The following is a 15594-nucleotide window of genomic DNA, read 5'->3' on the forward strand; positions in this document are numbered from 1 at the left end:
CCAGGGGGTAAGGAAAGAGGTGTGACGACGACGAACGCCGGGCTGCCGGGGCCGGAAGCGGGCCCCGACAGCCCCACGGAACTGTCCGGCCGGTCCTGGTGGCTGGCGGCGAAGCGGACGGCGGTCCGGGTGGTGCGCGACCAGCTCACCGACCGGGCCGCCGCGCTGACGTACTACGGGGTGCTCTCCCTGTTCCCGGCGCTGCTGGTGCTGGTCGCCGGCCTGGGCCTGCTGTCCGACGACACCGCCCGGACCCTGATCGACCAGGTGGTCGCCATCGCCCCGGTCGAGGCGCGGGACCTGGTGCTCACCGCGATGGACAACCTGCGGCAGAGCCGGGGCGCGGGCTTCGCCGCGATCGTCGGCCTGGTCGGCGCGGTGTGGGCGGCCTCGGGGTACGTGGGCGCGTTCATCCGGACCGCGAACGTCATCTACCGGGTGCCGGAGGGCCGGCCCGCCTGGAAGACCATCCCGCTGCAGGTCGGCGTGACCATGCTGACCGGCGTGATGCTCGTGTCCAGCCTGGTGATCATCGTGGTCAGCGGCCCGGTGGCCCGCTGGGTCGGCGACCGGGTCGGCGCGGGCGAGGGCGCGGTCACCGCGTGGGGGATCGCGAAGTGGCCGGTCCTGCTGCTGCTGATGGGGATCGTCGTCGCCACGCTGTACCGGGCCGCGCCGAACGCCCGGCAGGGCGGCTTCCGCTGGGTGTCGCCCGGCGGGCTGATCGCGGTGCTGCTCTGGGTGGTCGCGTCGGGCGGGTTCTCGCTGTACGCGTCCCGGTTCGGCAGCTACAACAAGACGTACGGCACGCTCGCCGGCGTCATCGTCTTCCTGGTCTGGCTGTGGATCTCGAACGTGGTGCTGCTCGCGGGGGCGGCGTTCGACGCCGAGTTGGAGCGGGCCCGGGTGGCGTCGGCGGGGTACGACCCGACCCGGGAGCCGTTCCTGGCGATGCGCGATGACCGGGCGGTACCGGAGCCGCCGGCCTTCGCGGACCCGGACGCGGCGCCGCCGGCGGACCGGCCGGCGCCCACCCCCGACCGCGGCGGGGCCTGACCGGGGCGGGGCCGGCCGGACGGGGCCGAGCGGACGGGGCCCGGGCGGCACAATATTCGGACCGGTCGATGTCGAACCGGTCGCCGGACCGCGCCGTGGTATCGGTCATGGGGACGGCGGCGCCGGTTGAGGCGGGGGCGACTTCGCGGCGGACGGCCCGCGCCGGCGGGACGATCCGCGGGGTCGGGGTCGATCCGGGGGTCAGCGTCGGTCCGCGGGGTCGGTGCGCACGTCGGGGTCGATCCGGGGACGGGGTCGATCCGGGGTCAGTTCAGGGCGTCGACGATCGCGCGGGCGCGGGACTCGTGCTTGGCGTAGGCGTCCGGGAAGGCCGACCGCTGGACCGCCTGCGCCGCCCGGGTGAGCGAGAGCTTCTCCCAGCCGGGCGTCCGGGCGAGCTTGCCGAAGAAGGCGTTGGCCGCGTACGCGGGGTCCATCAGCTCGGGCACCGAGCCCCAGCCCTGGCTCGGCCGCTGCTGGAACACGCCGACCGAGTCGTGGTCGGTACCGGTGCCGTCGTTGTTGATTCTGAGCGACGACGGGATGCCCGGATTGGCCAGGTTGCGCAGGTTGGTCTCCTGCATGGCCGTCATGAGGCCGACGAGCATCGCCCGCTCGGGGAGCTTGCGCTTGCGCGCCACGGTGACGATGACGTGCGCGTTCTTCATCTGCGCGCTGCTGAGCCCGGCGACCGGGCGGAGGACCTTGGTGGTCGGCTGCTCGGCCCGGCCCGTCTGCTGCGGCGCGGCGCGGCGCTGGCCGCGGGACGCCTCCGGCGCCTTCTCGACCCGCTCGACCAGCGCGGTGTCCTGCGGGGCGGCGGTGACGGTGCGGGCGGCGGTGACCGTGCCCGGGACCAGGCCGGCGACGACCAGCGCCACGATCAACCCGGCGACGCAGCCGAGGACGGTACCGAGGGGGAGCAGTGAGCGGCGGCGGATGCGGTGGCGGCCGCGGCGGCCGGCGGGGCGGCGGACAGCGGCGAGGTCGTGCGCGCTGTGGCCGGATTGTTTACGGAGGGTAGCGTTTCGCGACATTCGCACATGCGGGCGCCGATCGCCCGGCGTCCTGCGCGCCGAGACCGATGGCCCGCGGGTGAGGGGAAGATGCTCGCGGGGCATGTCCGAAGGTTAGGCAGCGCGGAGATGGCGGCCAATGGTTCGCACGGTCAGGAAGGGATCGGCCGTCCATGGCAGTCGATGGGTTCAATTCGATATCGATTTCCCCGAATAGGGGACCGCATTTCCGGTTGAGTCCCTTCAAATCGGGCGGAATGCGGTGCTGACTTGTCGGACTCGGCCGCCCGGGCGCCCGCAATGCGGTCGATGCGGATCTTGTGCCGATGAACGGCGGTTGCGGGCCGTTGGCCCGGCGGCAACAGAGCGTGCCGACAGCTCATCTGGGCAATGAGACGAATCACCGATAAGGCTCAGTATGGGCGAACGCGGGCGCGGCCGGCGGCGAAACGGCAGCTCGGCGGCGCTGCGCCGGTTACCGGCCGTGAGTGGCGGGCGCGGCCCCGGCGCCTTCACTCGTCCGGGGTCAGTACGGCCGACGGGGTACCACAGTGGAGGATTCGCTGGCTAGCGTGTCCGGGCATGACTGTCCGCCTCCCCGCTCGCCCCCGCTCCACCTCCCCGCTCGCCCTGATCGTCACGCTCGCCATGGTCGTCGCCGCCGGCGGCGGCGTCCTGACCGCCATGCTGCTCGCCCCGGGCGGGGCGACGGCGGGCGGCGTCTCGGCCGGGCGGGCGTTGCTGCTCGCCGCCGTGGTCTCGCTCACCGCCGTCGGCCCGGTCGTCCTGGCCTGGCTCGCCCTCCGCGCCGCCCGCCGTTCCCGCTGACCACCCCGCCCGCGTGGCTACCATGGCGGGGTGAATCCGGCTGACCCGCCGAAAGCGGACGCAACCCCGCTGCCCGGCCCGCCCGCGGCGCCGGCCGGTGCGTCCGCGGCACCCGGTCCGCCCGCGGTGCCGGCCGGGTCGGCGGGCGGGTTCGGGGCGCTACCGTCCTGGCTGGCCGCCGGGCTCGTCTTCCTCAGCAGCGGGGCCGTGCTCGTCCTGGAGGTCGTCGCGCTGCGGCTGATCGGCCCGTACGTCGGCGTCACCCTGCAGACCAGCAGCTCCGTGATCGGCCTCGCGCTGGCCGCCATCGCGTACGGCGCGTGGACCGGCGGCTGGTTCGCCGACCGGCGCGACCCGCGCCGCCTGCTCGCCCCCGCGCTCGTGCTGGCCGGCGTGGCGACCGGGCTGACGCTGCCGATCGTCCGGTACGCGGGCGAGCTGCTGCGCGGCAGCTCCGCGCCGGGCATCCTCGCGCTGACCGCGGCGGCGGTGTTCGTCCCGGCGGCGCTGCTGGCCGCGGTCACCCCGCTGGTCGTGAAGCTCCAACTCGCCGACCTCGGCCGCACCGGGCACGTGGTCGGCCGGCTGTCCAGCGTCGGGACGCTCGGCGCCGTCACCGCGACGCTCGGCACCGGGTTCGTCCTGGTCGCCGCGCTGCCCAGCAGCGTGATCATGCTGGTCCTGGCCGTGGCGCTCGGGCTCGCGGGGGTGGCGCTGGGGGCGTACCTGCACCGGACCGGCCGGGCCGCCGGCGCGCCGGCGGTGACCGCCCGCGGCGCCGCGGGGGCCGGGCTGGCGCTCGCCGCCGTCGCCGGGGCGGGGCTGACCGCGATCGCGCCGAACCCGTGCAGCCGGGAGACGGCGTACCACTGCGCCGAGGTCCGGGTCGACCCGCTGCGGCCGACCGGGCGGACGCTGGTCCTCAACTCGGCCCCGAACTCGTACGTCGACCTCGCCGACCCCGAGCACCTCGAGTACGACTACGTCCGCTGGATCGCCGCGTTCGCCGAGGCCGGCGCCCCGGCCGGGGCGCCGCTGGCGGTGCTGCACCTGGGCGGCGGAGGGTTCACGCTGCCGCGGTACCTGGCCGCCACCCGCCCCGGCACCGACAGCCTGGTGCTCGAACTGGACGCGGGCCTGGTCGAGCTGGACCGCGAGCAGCTCGGCCTGCGCACCGGCCCCGGCCTGCGGGTGCGCACCGGCGACGCCCGGGTGCGGCTCGCCGCCGAGCCGGCCGCCAGCCGGGACCTGCTGATCGGGGACGCGTTCGGGCACCTCGTCGTGCCGTGGCACCTGAGCACCCGGGAGCTGGTCGCCGACGTGCGCCGGGTGCTGCGCGCGGGCGGCCGGTACGCGCAGAACGTGATCGACTACCCGCCGTACCGGTTCATCCGGGCCCAGGTGGCCACGGTCGCGGCGGTGTTCCCGTACGTCGCGCTCGTGTCCACGCCGGCGGCGCTGGCCGGTCGGGAGGGGGCGAACTTCGTGGTGGCCGCGTCGACGGCGCCGCTGCCGATGGACGGGTGGCGCCGCCGGCTGGCCGGGCTCGGGCCGGGGGCGGCGGCGGTGCTGGACGGGGCGGCGCTGCGGGAGTTCACGGCCGGGGCGCGGGTGCTGACCGACGACTACGCGCCGGTCGACCAGCTCCTCCTCGGCCACGGCTGACCGCCGGCCGCGGCGGCGGGTCGGGTGCCGGGGCGGGTCAGGGGCGGGGCGGGGTCACGGTGTCGGGGTGCGGCGGGCGTCGACGCGCCGGTCCAGCTCGGCCAGGGCCTGTTGCTCCGCCGGCCCGGGCCCGGCCGCCACCGCCGGCCGGTAGCGCGGCGGGATCAGCCGGCGCACGCTGGCCGCGTGGTGCTCGCCGTCGACCGGCGCGCGGTACGCGAAGTGCCGGCCCACGATGACCCGCAGCGGCGTGCTCACCCGCGGCAGGTCGGCGCGCGCGCCGCGGCCGTCCGGGGGGACCCAGTAGCAGGTCACCCGCGCGTAGACCCGGGTGTCGCCGCGCAGTCGGTCGACCAGCCCGCGGTCGGCCCCGAACGGCGTGGCGGCGCACAGCGGCCGGCTCGGGTCGCCCGGCGGTGCGGCCGTCGCCCGCCAGGCGGGGTCGGCCTCCAGGCCCGCGACCACCGCGCCGGCCAGCGCGGCGGCGGCCGGCGGGGTCAGCGACGTGCGCCAGGCGCCGGCGATGAGCAGCGCCGCGGCCACCGCGGTCCCGGCCAGCAGCCCGGCCGACCGCCACAGCACCCCGCGCCGCCACCCCGCCCCCGCCGCCCCACCGCCCGCTGCCGCCGGCGACCCCGGCGACCCCGATGCCCCCGGCGCCGCTTGCGATCCCGCCGGCGACGCTTGCGATCCCGCCGCGGGCTCGCCGGAGCGTCCGGCTCCGGGCGTCGCGTCGGGGGCGCCGCTCGCGGCGGTGGGCGGGTCGGGGGTCGGCGTGGTCGGCACGGGCCGGCTCGCTATCGCCGCGCGGCCGCGCGGCCCGCCGCCAGCGCGTCGTGGACCGCCGCCAGCAGCTCCGGCTCCGTGAACGGCTTGGAGATCAGCCGGACGTCGTCCGGCAGCGTCCCCTGCTCGGTGAGCACCGGCTCCGCGTACCCCGACATGTACAGCACCGGCTGCCCCGGCCGGATCCGCGCCGCTCGCTCGGCCAGCTCCCGCCCCAGCATCCGCGGCATGATCACGTCGGTGATCAGCAGGTCGATGGCGTTGGCCGGGTCGTCGAGCAGTTCGAGCGCCTCCACGCCGTTGTCGACGATCACCACGCGGTAGTTGTTGCGCTCCAGCAGCCGGCCGGTGACCCGGCCGAGCGCCACCTCGTCCTCGACCACCAGGATCGTCTCGCCGGCGCCCCGGGTCGCCGCCGGCGTCGGCACCGCCTCCTCGACGACCTCCTCCATGGTGGCGGGGATCAGCAGCGTCACCGTCGTGCCGCGGCGCTCCTCGGACTGGAGCCAGGCGTGGCCGTTGGCCTGGGAGATGATGCCGTACACCGTGGCCAGCCCCAGCCCGGTGCCCTCACCCTTGGGCTTGGTGGTGAAGAACGGGTCGAACGCGTGCGCGGCGACCTCCGGCGGCATCCCGCTGCCGGTGTCGGCGACCCGGATGCACGCGTACCGGCCGGGCCGGGCCGCCGGCTGCTGCGCCCGGTACGCGTCGTCGACCACCACGTTCTCCGTGCTCAGGACCAGCCGGCCGCCGCCGGGCATCGCGTGCCGGGCGTTGACGGCGAGGTTCATCAGCACCTGCTCCAACTGGCCGGGGTCGAACCGGACGGCCGGCAGCCGCACGTCCAGCCGGACCACCAGCTCGATGTGCTCGCCGAGCGACCGGCGCAGGAGCTGGGCCAGCTCGCTGACGGTGGCGTTGACGTCCATCACCCGCGGCCGGACGACCTCCCGCCGGCCGAACGTGAGCAACTGGTGGGTGAGGTCGCTGGCCCGCTGCGCGGCGCGCTGGATCTGCTGGACGTCCCGGTGCGCGCTCGCCCACCGCTCCCCGTCCGGCTGCCCGCTCGCGGCGGCCAGCTCCTCGGCGACGAAGTCGCTGTAGTTGAGGATCACGCCGAGCAGGTTGTTGAAGTCGTGCGCCACCCCGCCGGCGAGCTGGCCGAGGCTCTCCAGCCGCTGCGCCTGCTGGAGCTGGGCCTCCAGCCGCTCCCGCTCGGCCTGCGCGCGCAGCCGCTCCCGCTCGGCCGTGGCCTCCAGCCGCTCGGTCACGTCGCGGATGGACGCCGAGACGACAGTGCCCTCCTCGGCCTCGAACGAGCTGAGGCTGATCTCGGCCGGGAACTCGGTGCCGTCCTTGCGCCGCGCCCGCAGCAGCGTGCTCTGGTGGCCCATCGGCCGCGGGCGCGGGTCGGCGAAGTACTCCTGGCGCAGGCCCGGGTGGGTGGCCCGCACGTCGGTCGGGACGAGCACCTCGACGGGCCGCCCGAGCAGCTCGTCCCGCGGGTACCCGAGCAGGGCCTCGGCCTGCGCGTTGACCAGCATGATCCGGCCGTCCCGGCCGACCCCGACGATCGCGTCCGGCGCGGCCTCCAGCAGCCCCTGGAACTTCGCCTCGGCCAGCTCCTCCCGGGAGAGGTCGCGGGACACCGAGGCGGCGCCGACGATCCGGTCGCCGCGGTGGATGGGGGCGATGCTCACCGAGACCGTGACGATCGTGCCGTCGGCGCGGCGGCGGCGCATCCGCATCCGGTCGACGTGCTCGCCGCGGGCGATCCGGGCGAGCACGTCGTGCTCATGGTCGATCTCCTGCTGGTCGTCCGGGACGATCACCAGGATCTCCTTGCCGATCACCTCGGCGGCCGGGTAGCCGTAGATGCGCTCGGCGGCGGAGTTCCAGCTCGTGATGATGCCGTCCAGCGTGCGGCTGACGACGGCGTCGTGCGCGGACTCGACGATCGAGGCCAGCAGCGCCCGCGCCTCCATGGCCTGGATCCGCTCGGTGACGTCCCGGACCGCGGCGGCCACGAGCTGCCCGCCGGCGGTGCTCAGGGCGGCCAGGCTGATCTCGGCGGGGAACTCGGTGCCGTCCCGGCGCCGGGCGGCCAGCGTCCGGCCGCGGCCCATCGCCCGCCGGCTGGGGGCGCCGGAGTACTCGAGCCGGTGCCCGGCGTGCCGGTTCCGGGTGTCGCCGGGGACGAGCGCGTCGACGGATTCGCCGATCATTTCCCGGGGGCCGTACCCGAACAGCTCCTCGGCCATTTCATTGGCCATCCGGACCACGCCGTCGCCGTCGACGAGCAGGATCGCGTCGGGGACGGCGTCCAGCAACTGTTCGGGGGTCAGCTCGGATGCGGGGAACATCATGCCCCTCTGGTCGCCATTTCCCGGGAGTTCCCGGGCCCTTCTGCCGCCTTCCCCGTCCACCGGCCCGAAAACGCGCGCCGATGCGTTTACCGCGCGCGGGTAAACGTCAGACGTATCCGTCCGGTCAATAGCGACGCGTCAGGGCCGGCGACGCGCGGCGGCCCGCTCGGGGCGGGCGGCGGCGGGCCCGTCCGCCGCGTCCGCGGCACGGGCGATGTTGCGGGCCATCCCGCCGAACACGAGGGCGTGGAACGGCGCGACCGCCCACCAGTACAGGTGCCCGGCCAGGCCGTGCGGGCGGAAGATCGCCCGCTGGTCGTACCGGGTGCCGGCCGGGCCGGCGGCGACCGCCAGCTCCAGCCAGGCCCGGCCCGGCAGCCGCATCTCGGCGCGCAGCCGCAGCAGCCGCCCCCGGTCCAGCTCCTCCACCCGCCAGAAGTCCAGCGCCTCGCCGAGCCGCAGCGAGTGCGGGTCCCGCCGGCCGCGGCGCAGCCCGACGCCGCCGACCAGGCTGTCCAGCCAGCCGCGCACCGACCAGGCGAGCGGGGACGAGTACCAGCCGGTCCGCCCGCCGACCGCCTCGATCACCCGCCACAGCCGCTCCGGCGGCGCGGCCACCGGCGCCGACCGCTCGTCGGTGTACAGCGAGCCGCCCGCCCAGTCCGGGTCGGTGGGCAGCGGGTCCGACGGCGCCGCGGCGCTGGACCAGCGGGTCTCCACCTCGCCCGCGCCGGTCCGGGCCAGCGCCAGCGCGATGGCGGCGTCGAAGCCGGTGAGGCCGCCGCCCGGCGGCGGGATCAGGGCGGCGATCCGCCGGTCCCGGCAGACCGCCTCGTGCACCAGGCTCGCCACCAGCGGCTTGGCCAGCTTGCCGGGGACCGGGGTGACCAGCCCGACCCAGTACGCCGACAGCCGCGGGCTGAGCGCCCGCACGCCCACGATGACCCGCGGGCGCAGGCCGGCGACCCGGGCGTACCGCTGCATCATCGACGCGAACGTGAGCACCTCGGGGCCGCCGATGTCGTAGTCGCCGTGCGCGTCGCCCGGCAGCGCGGCCGCGGCGACGAGGTAGTGCAGCACGTCCCGGACGGCGATCGGCTGGATCCGGTTGCGCACCCAGCGCGGCGTGACCATCGCCGGCAGTCGCTCGGTGAGGTACCGCAGCATCTCGAACGACGCCGACCCCGAGCCGAGGATCACCGCGGCCCGCAGCACGACGGTCGGCACGCCGCTGGCGAGCAGGATGTTCGCGACCTCGTCGCGCGAGCGCAGGTGCGCCGAGCTGCCGCCGCCGGTCGGCGCGGGCCCGCCCAGGTACACGATCCGGCGCACCCCGGCGGCCCGGGCGGCGGCGGCGAAGGCGGCGGCGCCGCGCCGGTCCTCGTCCTCGAAGTCGGCGCTGCCGAGCGAGTGCACCAGGTAGTAGGCGACGTCCACGCCGGACAGCGCCGGCCCGAGCGTGTCCGGCCGCAGCACGTCCCCCTCGGCCACCTCGACGTCGGCGGCCCACGGCACGTCGGCGAGCCGGCGCGGCGAGCGGGTCAGGCAGCGGACGGCGTGCCCGGCCGCGACCAGCCGCGGGGCGAGCCGCCCGCCGATGTACCCGGTCGCGCCGGTCACCAGGACCCGCATCAGCGGTTCAGCCACCAGATCGCGACGTTCAGGCCGGCGGCGAACGTCACCCACGCCCAGTACGGCAGGAGCAGCAGCGCGGCCCACCGGTCCACCGGCCGGAACGCCCGGACGGTCGCGCCGATGGCCAGCCAGAGCAGCGCGATGACAGCGATCGCCGGCCCGTACGCGTTCGCGCCGAAGAACACCGGCGTCCAGGCCGCGTTCAGCGCGAGCTGCACGCCGTACGGCCACAGGTGCGGGCCGGCGCCGGCCGCGCGCCAGGCCCGCCAGCCGGCGACGGCGATCATCGCGTACAGCACCGTCCAGACCGGACCGAACAGCCAGGACGGCGGCGCCCAGCCGGGCCGGCGCAGCGCGGCGTACTCGACCCCGGCGTCGGCCGAGGCGAGCCCGCCGAGCAGGGCGACGGCCGCGCAGGCGGCGGCGAAGACGGCCAGCGCGCCGAGCGCGGGGCCGCGGTGGGCGCGGGTGGCGAGCGCGGACATGCCGCCAACGTACCCACCCGGCCGCCGGCTACACCCCCCAGCGCCGCCGGTAACCGCCGCTGGCGTCGTACCGCTCGGCCTGCCGGTGCGGGTTGAACTTGCGGTACGGCCGGCTGTCGTTGCCGGTGCCGGCCACCCACTGCCAGTTGCCGTAGTTGTTGGCCACGTCCCCGTCGACCAGGGCGGCCATGAAGTGCGCGGCGCCGCGCCGCCAGTCCACCCCCAGGTCCTTGGTGAGGTACGAGGCGGTGACCAGCCGGGCCCGGTTGTGCATCCAGCCCTCGGCGGCGAGCTGGCGCATCCCGGCGTCGACCAGCGGCACCCCGGTCTCGCCGGCCACCCAGCGGTCGAAGTCGGCGTCGCTGCCCCGCCATTCGTCGGCGGCGCCGGGCCGGTACGGGGTGTCGACGAGCCGCGGGAACGCCGCGCACACCTGGTGGTAGAAGTCCCGCCAGCAGACCTGCCGGACGAACTCCTCCGGCACCCCCCGCTTGGTGATCAGCTCGCGCGGCGACAGGCAGCCGAAGTGCAGGTACGGCGACAGCCGCGACGTCCGGTCCCCGGCCAGGTCGTCGTGCCCCTCGACGTAGTCGGCGCCGGACCAGGCGGCCAGCCGCCGCCGGGCGGCCGTCTCGCCGCCGGGCACCGGCGCGTCGCCGGCGCCGCCGGGCAGCCGCCCGACGGCCAGGCCGGCGGGCAGCTCGACCTTCGCCGGGGCCCGCTCGACCGGCCGGTGGCTGACCTCCCGCCACTGCCGCCAGTACGGCGTGAACACCCGGTAGTGGTCGCCGCCGCCGGACGGCTTCAGCGCGAACGGCGGCACCACGGTCAGCCCGTCGAACGCCCGCAGCGCCAGCCGGTGCTCGGTACAGGCCGCGTCGAGCCGGCGGTACCGGCGCTGGGCGAACCCGGACACGTCCCGGCTGACCGCGACCCCCTGCGCGCCGACCTCGCCGGCCAGCCGGACCGTCTCGGCCACCGGGTCGCCCGCGCGCAGGACGAGGTCCCCGCCGCGGTCGCGCAGCGAGGCGCGCAGGTCGGCGAGCGCACCGGCGAGGAACCGGCGGCGCGGCTCGCCCGTCCGAATGGAGGGGTCGAGCACGAACAGCGGCACCACCCGGCGGGCGACCCGGCAGGCCGCCGCCAATGCGGGATTGTCGTGCACCCGCAGATCGCGGGTGAACAGCACGATGGCGGTGTCCATGCCATACCTCCGGGGAGTTGTCAGCCCATAGTGCCGGCCCCGGCCGATGGCCGCCGGGAAGCCGCGCCGGCCCGGCCCGGGGAGATTCCCGGGTTCGCGATGACGGCTGTCCACATGCGGACGCCGGGCCGTGAAGATGCCGCATCCCCGGACGAATGCCAGCCCGTCCGCGCCGGCGCATCGGTTGAAGGCGACAAATGGGGCCGTGGCCGCGACTTGCCCATTCAGGCTCGTGAAAACAATCGCCCCCTCGGCCTCTTGTGTCGTATCGACGTCATTCGTAATGTCTGCGCTCGCAACCGCAACCTCAGAGGGGACCAGACTCCAGATGAAGCTCCTTACCTGGCAGCGCGCGGCTCTCGTCATCGCTGTTCCGGCGATCGGGCTCGGCCTCGCCGTCCCGGCGCTCGCCGTGACCCCCGCGGTGCCGGTGGCCATCACCGACCCGAGCGGCGACGTCTACGACGACGACGACGAGCTGGCCGACGCGCCGTACGCCGACATCATCAACGCCGACGGCAAGAAGTCCGGCACCAACCTGGTGCTCACCTACAAGACCGCCAAGCAGCTCGACCCGGTGCAGGACCCGAACTGGGACAGCGACGAGACCTACACCGACTTCCTGCTGGACACCAACGGTGACGGCACCGCGGACTACGACGTCGAGTACGGCGTGTTCGAGGAGGAGGCGTACGTCGACGTCTACAAGCTGCCGGCCGGCGACGCCGACGAGCCGGTGTGCTCGGGTACCGCCGCCTTCACCAACGCCAGCCACACCGCCACCATCCCGCTGAGCTGCATCGGCAACCCGGCCAAGGCCGGCTACCGGGTCGAGACCGTCTACGACCAGGACGTCAACAGCCCGGACTCGCTCGCCGCGTACGACGTGGCGCCGGAGACGGGCTTCGCCCAGGTCGGCTGACCCTCCGGACCGACCGACGAGGTCCGCCCTACCCCCTCGGTAGGGCGGGCTTCGCCGTACCCGGATCTTGTTCGGGATCTTCCGCGATCGCCGTCGCATGCATAGAGTGCGATCCATGGAGCTGGAATTCCGGCACCTCCGGCTGGTGCGGGCGATCGTCGACACGGGATCGCTCAGTGCCGCAGCGACCGCGCTGGGGATGACCCAGCCGTCGGCGACGGAGGCGCTGGGGCGCGCGGAGCGGCTGGCCGGCGGCCGGCTGTTCCACCGCGGCGCCGCGGGCGCCGCGGCCACCCGGCTGGGCGAGCTGGTCGCCACCCACGCGCTGACCGTGCTGGAGGCGCTGGAGCGGTTCGACTCGACCGCCGCCGCGTACCGCGCGCCGGACTCGATGCCGACGATCCGGTTCGGCTGCACCCCCGGCGCCCACGCCGCCAGCCTGTCGCTGATCTCGATGCGGGTGGTCAGCGCGTCGGTGGACGTGCGCATCGGCGTGGACGGCTCCTCCTGGCTCGACCTGCTCGCCGACCGCCGGATCGACGCCGCGCTGATCGTGGAGTTCCCCGGCGCGGAGTACCCGGTGCCGCCGGGCGTGCAGCGGGTCGTGGTCGCGGTCGAGCCGCTGTTCGTCGGGCTGCCGGCCGGGCACCGGTGCGCCGAGCGGGCCGAGGTGGACCTGGCCGAGCTGGCCGGCGAGACGTACTGCATGATCCGCAGCCCGCGCCCCGACCTCGCGGTGCACCTCATCGGCGCCTGCCGCCGCGCCGGGTACACGCCGCGGATCAGCGACCTGGAGTTCGCCGAGACCCTGCCGATGGTCCAGCGCGGGCGGGGCGTGCTGGTGATGATGGCGTCCAGCCGGCCGCCGGCCGGCCTGTCGATCGTCCCGCTGGCCCGGGCGCCGCTGCGGATGCGGACGAGCCTGTACTGGCAGACCGACGGGCCGCTGCGGCCCGGCGACGTGCACCGGCTGTGGACGGAGCTGGTGACCAACCAGCGGGCCACGGTCGACGAGCGGCCCGCGTACCGGGCCTGGCGGGACCGGCACCCCGAGTGGCGGGCGACGCCGCCGCGGCCGGTGGAGAGCTACGACCCCTGCGCCTGACCGGCGGCCGGCGTCCGCGGCAGCTCCGCCCGGGCGGCGGGCGCCGGGGTCGCGGCGGCCGCGCGGGCGGGCGCGGTCCGGGCCGGCGGCTCGGCCGGGCGGGGGGCGGGGATGCGGCCGGCGGTCCGGCCCTCCAGCGGGGAGCCCAGCCAGCCGGGGTTGTGCGCGAACCACTGCGGCAGCCGGCACCGGTCCCGGGCCAGCTCGACGTACCGGGCGATGAGCGCGGCGCGGATCCGCTCGACCAGCGCCGCGTCGGCCCGCCCGGCCTCGGACCACAGCAGCAGGTGCCGGATCCGGAACGGCGTGCCGCGCAGCGCCACCACGACGCCGGGCAGCGTGATGCCGCTGTCCAGCGCCTGCACCAGCGCGACCGCGTCGCCGCGCCGGACGAGCTGGGTGGCCACGAGCGGGTCGGCCGCCCGGGCGGTCACCGGCCCGATGCCGGCCCGGCCGCACCGGTCGATCACGTGGAACGCGAAGTCGTCGTCGCCGGGGGAGACCAGCCAGCGGGTGCCGGCCATGTCGGCCAGGTCGGCGTCGCCCGGCCGGCGGGCGGCCGGGTGCTCGGGCGGTACCACCGCGAACACCGGCTCGGCGCCGATCGGCAGCATCCGCACGCCCGGCGGCGGCACCCACTCGCGGCCGGGGAAGTCCATGTGCAGGACCAGGTCCAGGTCGCCGTCGACCAGTCCGTTGACGGCGGCGGCCCGGGTGCCGACGACGGTCAGGTCGACGGTGCGGTCCGGGGCGACCCGGTTCACCACGGTGCAGGCGATCTCGGCGAGGACGCTGCGCAGCGCGCCGATCCGGAGCTGGCCGGCGCCGGCGCCGTCCTGGAGCCGGCGGACGGACCGGCGCATGTCGTCGACGGCCGCGAGCACCTCGTGGGCCCGGGACAGGAGCACCTCGCCCACCTCGGTCGGCCGGGCGCCGTGCTTGCCGCGCTCGAAGATCCGGGCGCCGAGGACGTCCTCGATGCGGCGCACCTGCGCGCTGAGCGCCGGCTGGGAGAGCCCCAGCGCCGCGGCCGCCCGGGTCACGCTGCCGGCGGCGTCGACGGCGGCTATGTACCGCAGGTGGCGTACCTCCAAGTCCATTCCTCACCCTAAATCCGCTGGTCGCCCGGTGGGAACAGGGCCGGCGGAAATCGGTGCGGGAAAGGAGGGCATAGGGCCGGCGTATGGGACATCGGGATTGGCCGGGCGCCCGCCGGTCCGCGCATAGTGGCGGAGCGACGCGGCGTGCTGACCCTGCGCAACGGTGTGGCGACGGGCCCGAACGGGTCCGCCCGCACTGGTGCGCGGATGCTGAACGCTATGACGTACGTGAATGAGATCGGCGGACCCGGGCGCGCTTCGACCGGGCATTCCCGGGCCGCCGGATGTCCGCGCGGGCGCGCGGCCGGCGTCGGGACCGGCGGCGCGCGCCCACCGGCGGCCCTTGGCTGTGCCGCACGGGGGACGGCGCGGGAGCGCCCCGGCCGGACCGGTTCTCACCGGTGCGGCCGGGGCGCCCGTTCGCGCGGATCCGGCGATCAGCCGCGGGCGGCCACCTGCGCGCCCGACAGCTTCCACGTGACGCCGGCGATCATGTTGGTCGCCAGGGTCAGCGCGTCCGGGCTCAGCGAGGTCTGCGTGTCGCAGGCCTTGTGGTAGCACGGGTCGAGGTTGCTCAGGCTGTCCTCGCTGATCACACCGCTCGCCGGGATGCCGGCGTTGCGGAAGGCGGCGTGGTCCGAGCGCGAGTTGATGTTGATTCCCACGTTCGGCACGTTGCGCGCGTCGAACCAGGCCTTCAGCTCGGCGCCCAGCGCCTTGTCGCCGTCGGTGTAGATGCCCCACTTGGAGACCTTCTTGGTCGCCACCATGTCGAAGTTCAGGTACGTCTTGATCTTCGACTTCTCGGCGGCGGGCAGGTTCTTCACCCACTGGGTCGAGCCGATCAGGCCCAGCTCCTCGGCGCCCCACCAGCCGAAGCGCAGGTGCCGCTGCGGCTTGAGCTGCGCCTTGGAGACCTCGAGGGCGACCTGGAGGATCGCGGCGGAGCCGGAGCCGTTGTCGTTCAGGCCGGGGCCGGCGGTCACGCTGTCGATGTGCGCGCCGACCATCAGGGTGTTGCTCTCGTCGCCGCCGGGCCAGTCGGCGATCAGGTTCCAGCCCTGCGCGCCCTGGTGGTTGAACGGGGCGAGCTGGGTCTTGAAGCCGGCGGCGTCGAGCTTGGCCTTGACCTGGTCGACGGACGCCTTGTGACCGGCGCGGCCGTGGGCGCGGGTGCCGCCGTTGGCGTCCGCGATCTTCTGCAGGTCGGCGATGTGCGTCATCACCGCGTCCTTGCTGACGGTCGGCGGGCCGGCGGTCACCAGGGTGGCGGGGACCGCGGCGGGCTGCGCGTTGGCGAGGGTGGAGGTGAGGACGCTCGCGGCGCTGACGGCGACCACGAGGCCGGCTACAGCGAGGGGGCGTAGGCGCATGGGCACTCCCGGGGGGACGGGCAGGCAGGGAAAGTCATCGATGTGTCGATGTG

General features: G+C 75.6%; 13 protein-coding genes. 5 read left to right on the plus strand and 8 right to left on the minus strand.

Annotated elements, in window-relative coordinates:
- Positions 1–21 precede the first annotated feature (21 nt).
- Positions 22–1056, plus strand: coding sequence for a YihY/virulence factor BrkB family protein (locus IEY94_RS12300; RefSeq protein ID WP_229783731.1), 1035 nt, complete (start codon positions 22–24; stop codon positions 1054–1056).
- Between the two features lie 266 nt (positions 1057–1322).
- Here IEY94_RS12300 and IEY94_RS12305 read toward each other — a convergent pair whose 3' ends face one another.
- Positions 1323–2093, minus strand: coding sequence for a hypothetical protein (locus IEY94_RS12305; RefSeq protein ID WP_189170288.1), 771 nt, complete (start codon positions 2091–2093; stop codon positions 1323–1325).
- 561 nt (positions 2094–2654) lie between these two features.
- Here IEY94_RS12305 and IEY94_RS12310 point away from each other — a divergent pair.
- On the plus strand, positions 2655–2900 hold the full coding sequence (locus tag IEY94_RS12310) for a hypothetical protein (RefSeq protein WP_189170289.1): 246 nt from the start codon (positions 2655–2657) through the stop codon (positions 2898–2900).
- A gap of 126 nt (positions 2901–3026) precedes the next feature.
- A complete protein-coding gene (locus IEY94_RS12315; RefSeq protein WP_189170624.1) occupies positions 3027–4565 on the plus strand; it encodes a fused MFS/spermidine synthase in 1539 nt (512 codons plus the stop codon).
- Between the two features lie 54 nt (positions 4566–4619).
- Here the strand turns inward: IEY94_RS12315 and IEY94_RS12320 are convergent, their stop codons facing one another.
- From IEY94_RS12320 to IEY94_RS12340, 5 genes are all read right to left on the minus strand, one after another.
- Positions 4620–5147: a hypothetical protein gene (locus IEY94_RS12320; protein WP_189170290.1), complete on the minus strand. Its 528-nt coding sequence runs from the start codon at positions 5145–5147 to the stop codon at positions 4620–4622.
- A gap of 215 nt (positions 5148–5362) precedes the next feature.
- Complete coding sequence (locus IEY94_RS12325) at positions 5363–7717, minus strand: PAS domain S-box protein (RefSeq protein WP_306341605.1); 2355 nt, start codon at positions 7715–7717, stop codon at positions 5363–5365.
- A gap of 138 nt (positions 7718–7855) precedes the next feature.
- The gene (locus IEY94_RS12330) at positions 7856–9349 is read right to left on the minus strand and encodes an SDR family oxidoreductase (RefSeq protein ID WP_189170626.1); all 1494 of its coding nucleotides are present in this window, start codon (positions 9347–9349) and stop codon (positions 7856–7858) included.
- On the minus strand, positions 9349–9837 hold the full coding sequence (locus IEY94_RS12335) for a TspO/MBR family protein (protein ID WP_189170291.1): 489 nt from the start codon (positions 9835–9837) through the stop codon (positions 9349–9351). Before IEY94_RS12335 ends, IEY94_RS12330 begins: the two co-directional genes overlap by 1 nt.
- Positions 9838–9865: 28 nt before the next feature.
- Entirely contained in the window at positions 9866–11041 is a 1176-nt protein-coding gene (locus IEY94_RS12340) for a cryptochrome/photolyase family protein (protein ID WP_189170292.1), read from the minus strand.
- Between the two features lie 328 nt (positions 11042–11369).
- Here IEY94_RS12340 and IEY94_RS12345 point away from each other — a divergent pair, with 328 nt between their 5' ends.
- Together IEY94_RS12345 and IEY94_RS12350 are read left to right on the plus strand one after the other, a co-directional pair.
- Entirely contained in the window at positions 11370–11963 is a 594-nt protein-coding gene (locus IEY94_RS12345) for a hypothetical protein (protein WP_189170293.1), read from the plus strand.
- A 115-nt stretch (positions 11964–12078) separates the two neighbouring features.
- Positions 12079–13068, plus strand: coding sequence for a LysR family transcriptional regulator (locus tag IEY94_RS12350; RefSeq protein ID WP_189170294.1), 990 nt, complete (start codon positions 12079–12081; stop codon positions 13066–13068).
- On the opposite strand, the gene IEY94_RS12355 is transcribed toward IEY94_RS12350, so the two are convergent.
- Together IEY94_RS12355 and IEY94_RS12360 are read right to left on the minus strand one after the other, a co-directional pair.
- Positions 13050–14162 carry a LysR family transcriptional regulator gene (locus IEY94_RS12355; RefSeq protein WP_229783734.1) on the minus strand — a complete coding sequence of 371 codons (1113 nt, stop codon included), beginning with the start codon at positions 14160–14162 and terminating at the stop codon, positions 13050–13052. The genes IEY94_RS12350 and IEY94_RS12355 overlap by 19 nt on opposite strands.
- 443 nt (positions 14163–14605) lie before the next feature.
- Positions 14606–15541 (minus strand): M28 family peptidase, encoded by a 936-nt coding sequence (locus IEY94_RS12360; protein ID WP_189170295.1) that lies wholly within the window; start codon positions 15539–15541, stop codon positions 14606–14608.
- Positions 15542–15594: the final 53 nt, after the last annotated feature.

Source organism: Pilimelia anulata (assembly GCF_014647895.1).
Classification (GTDB): domain Bacteria; phylum Actinomycetota; class Actinomycetes; order Mycobacteriales; family Micromonosporaceae; genus Pilimelia; species Pilimelia anulata.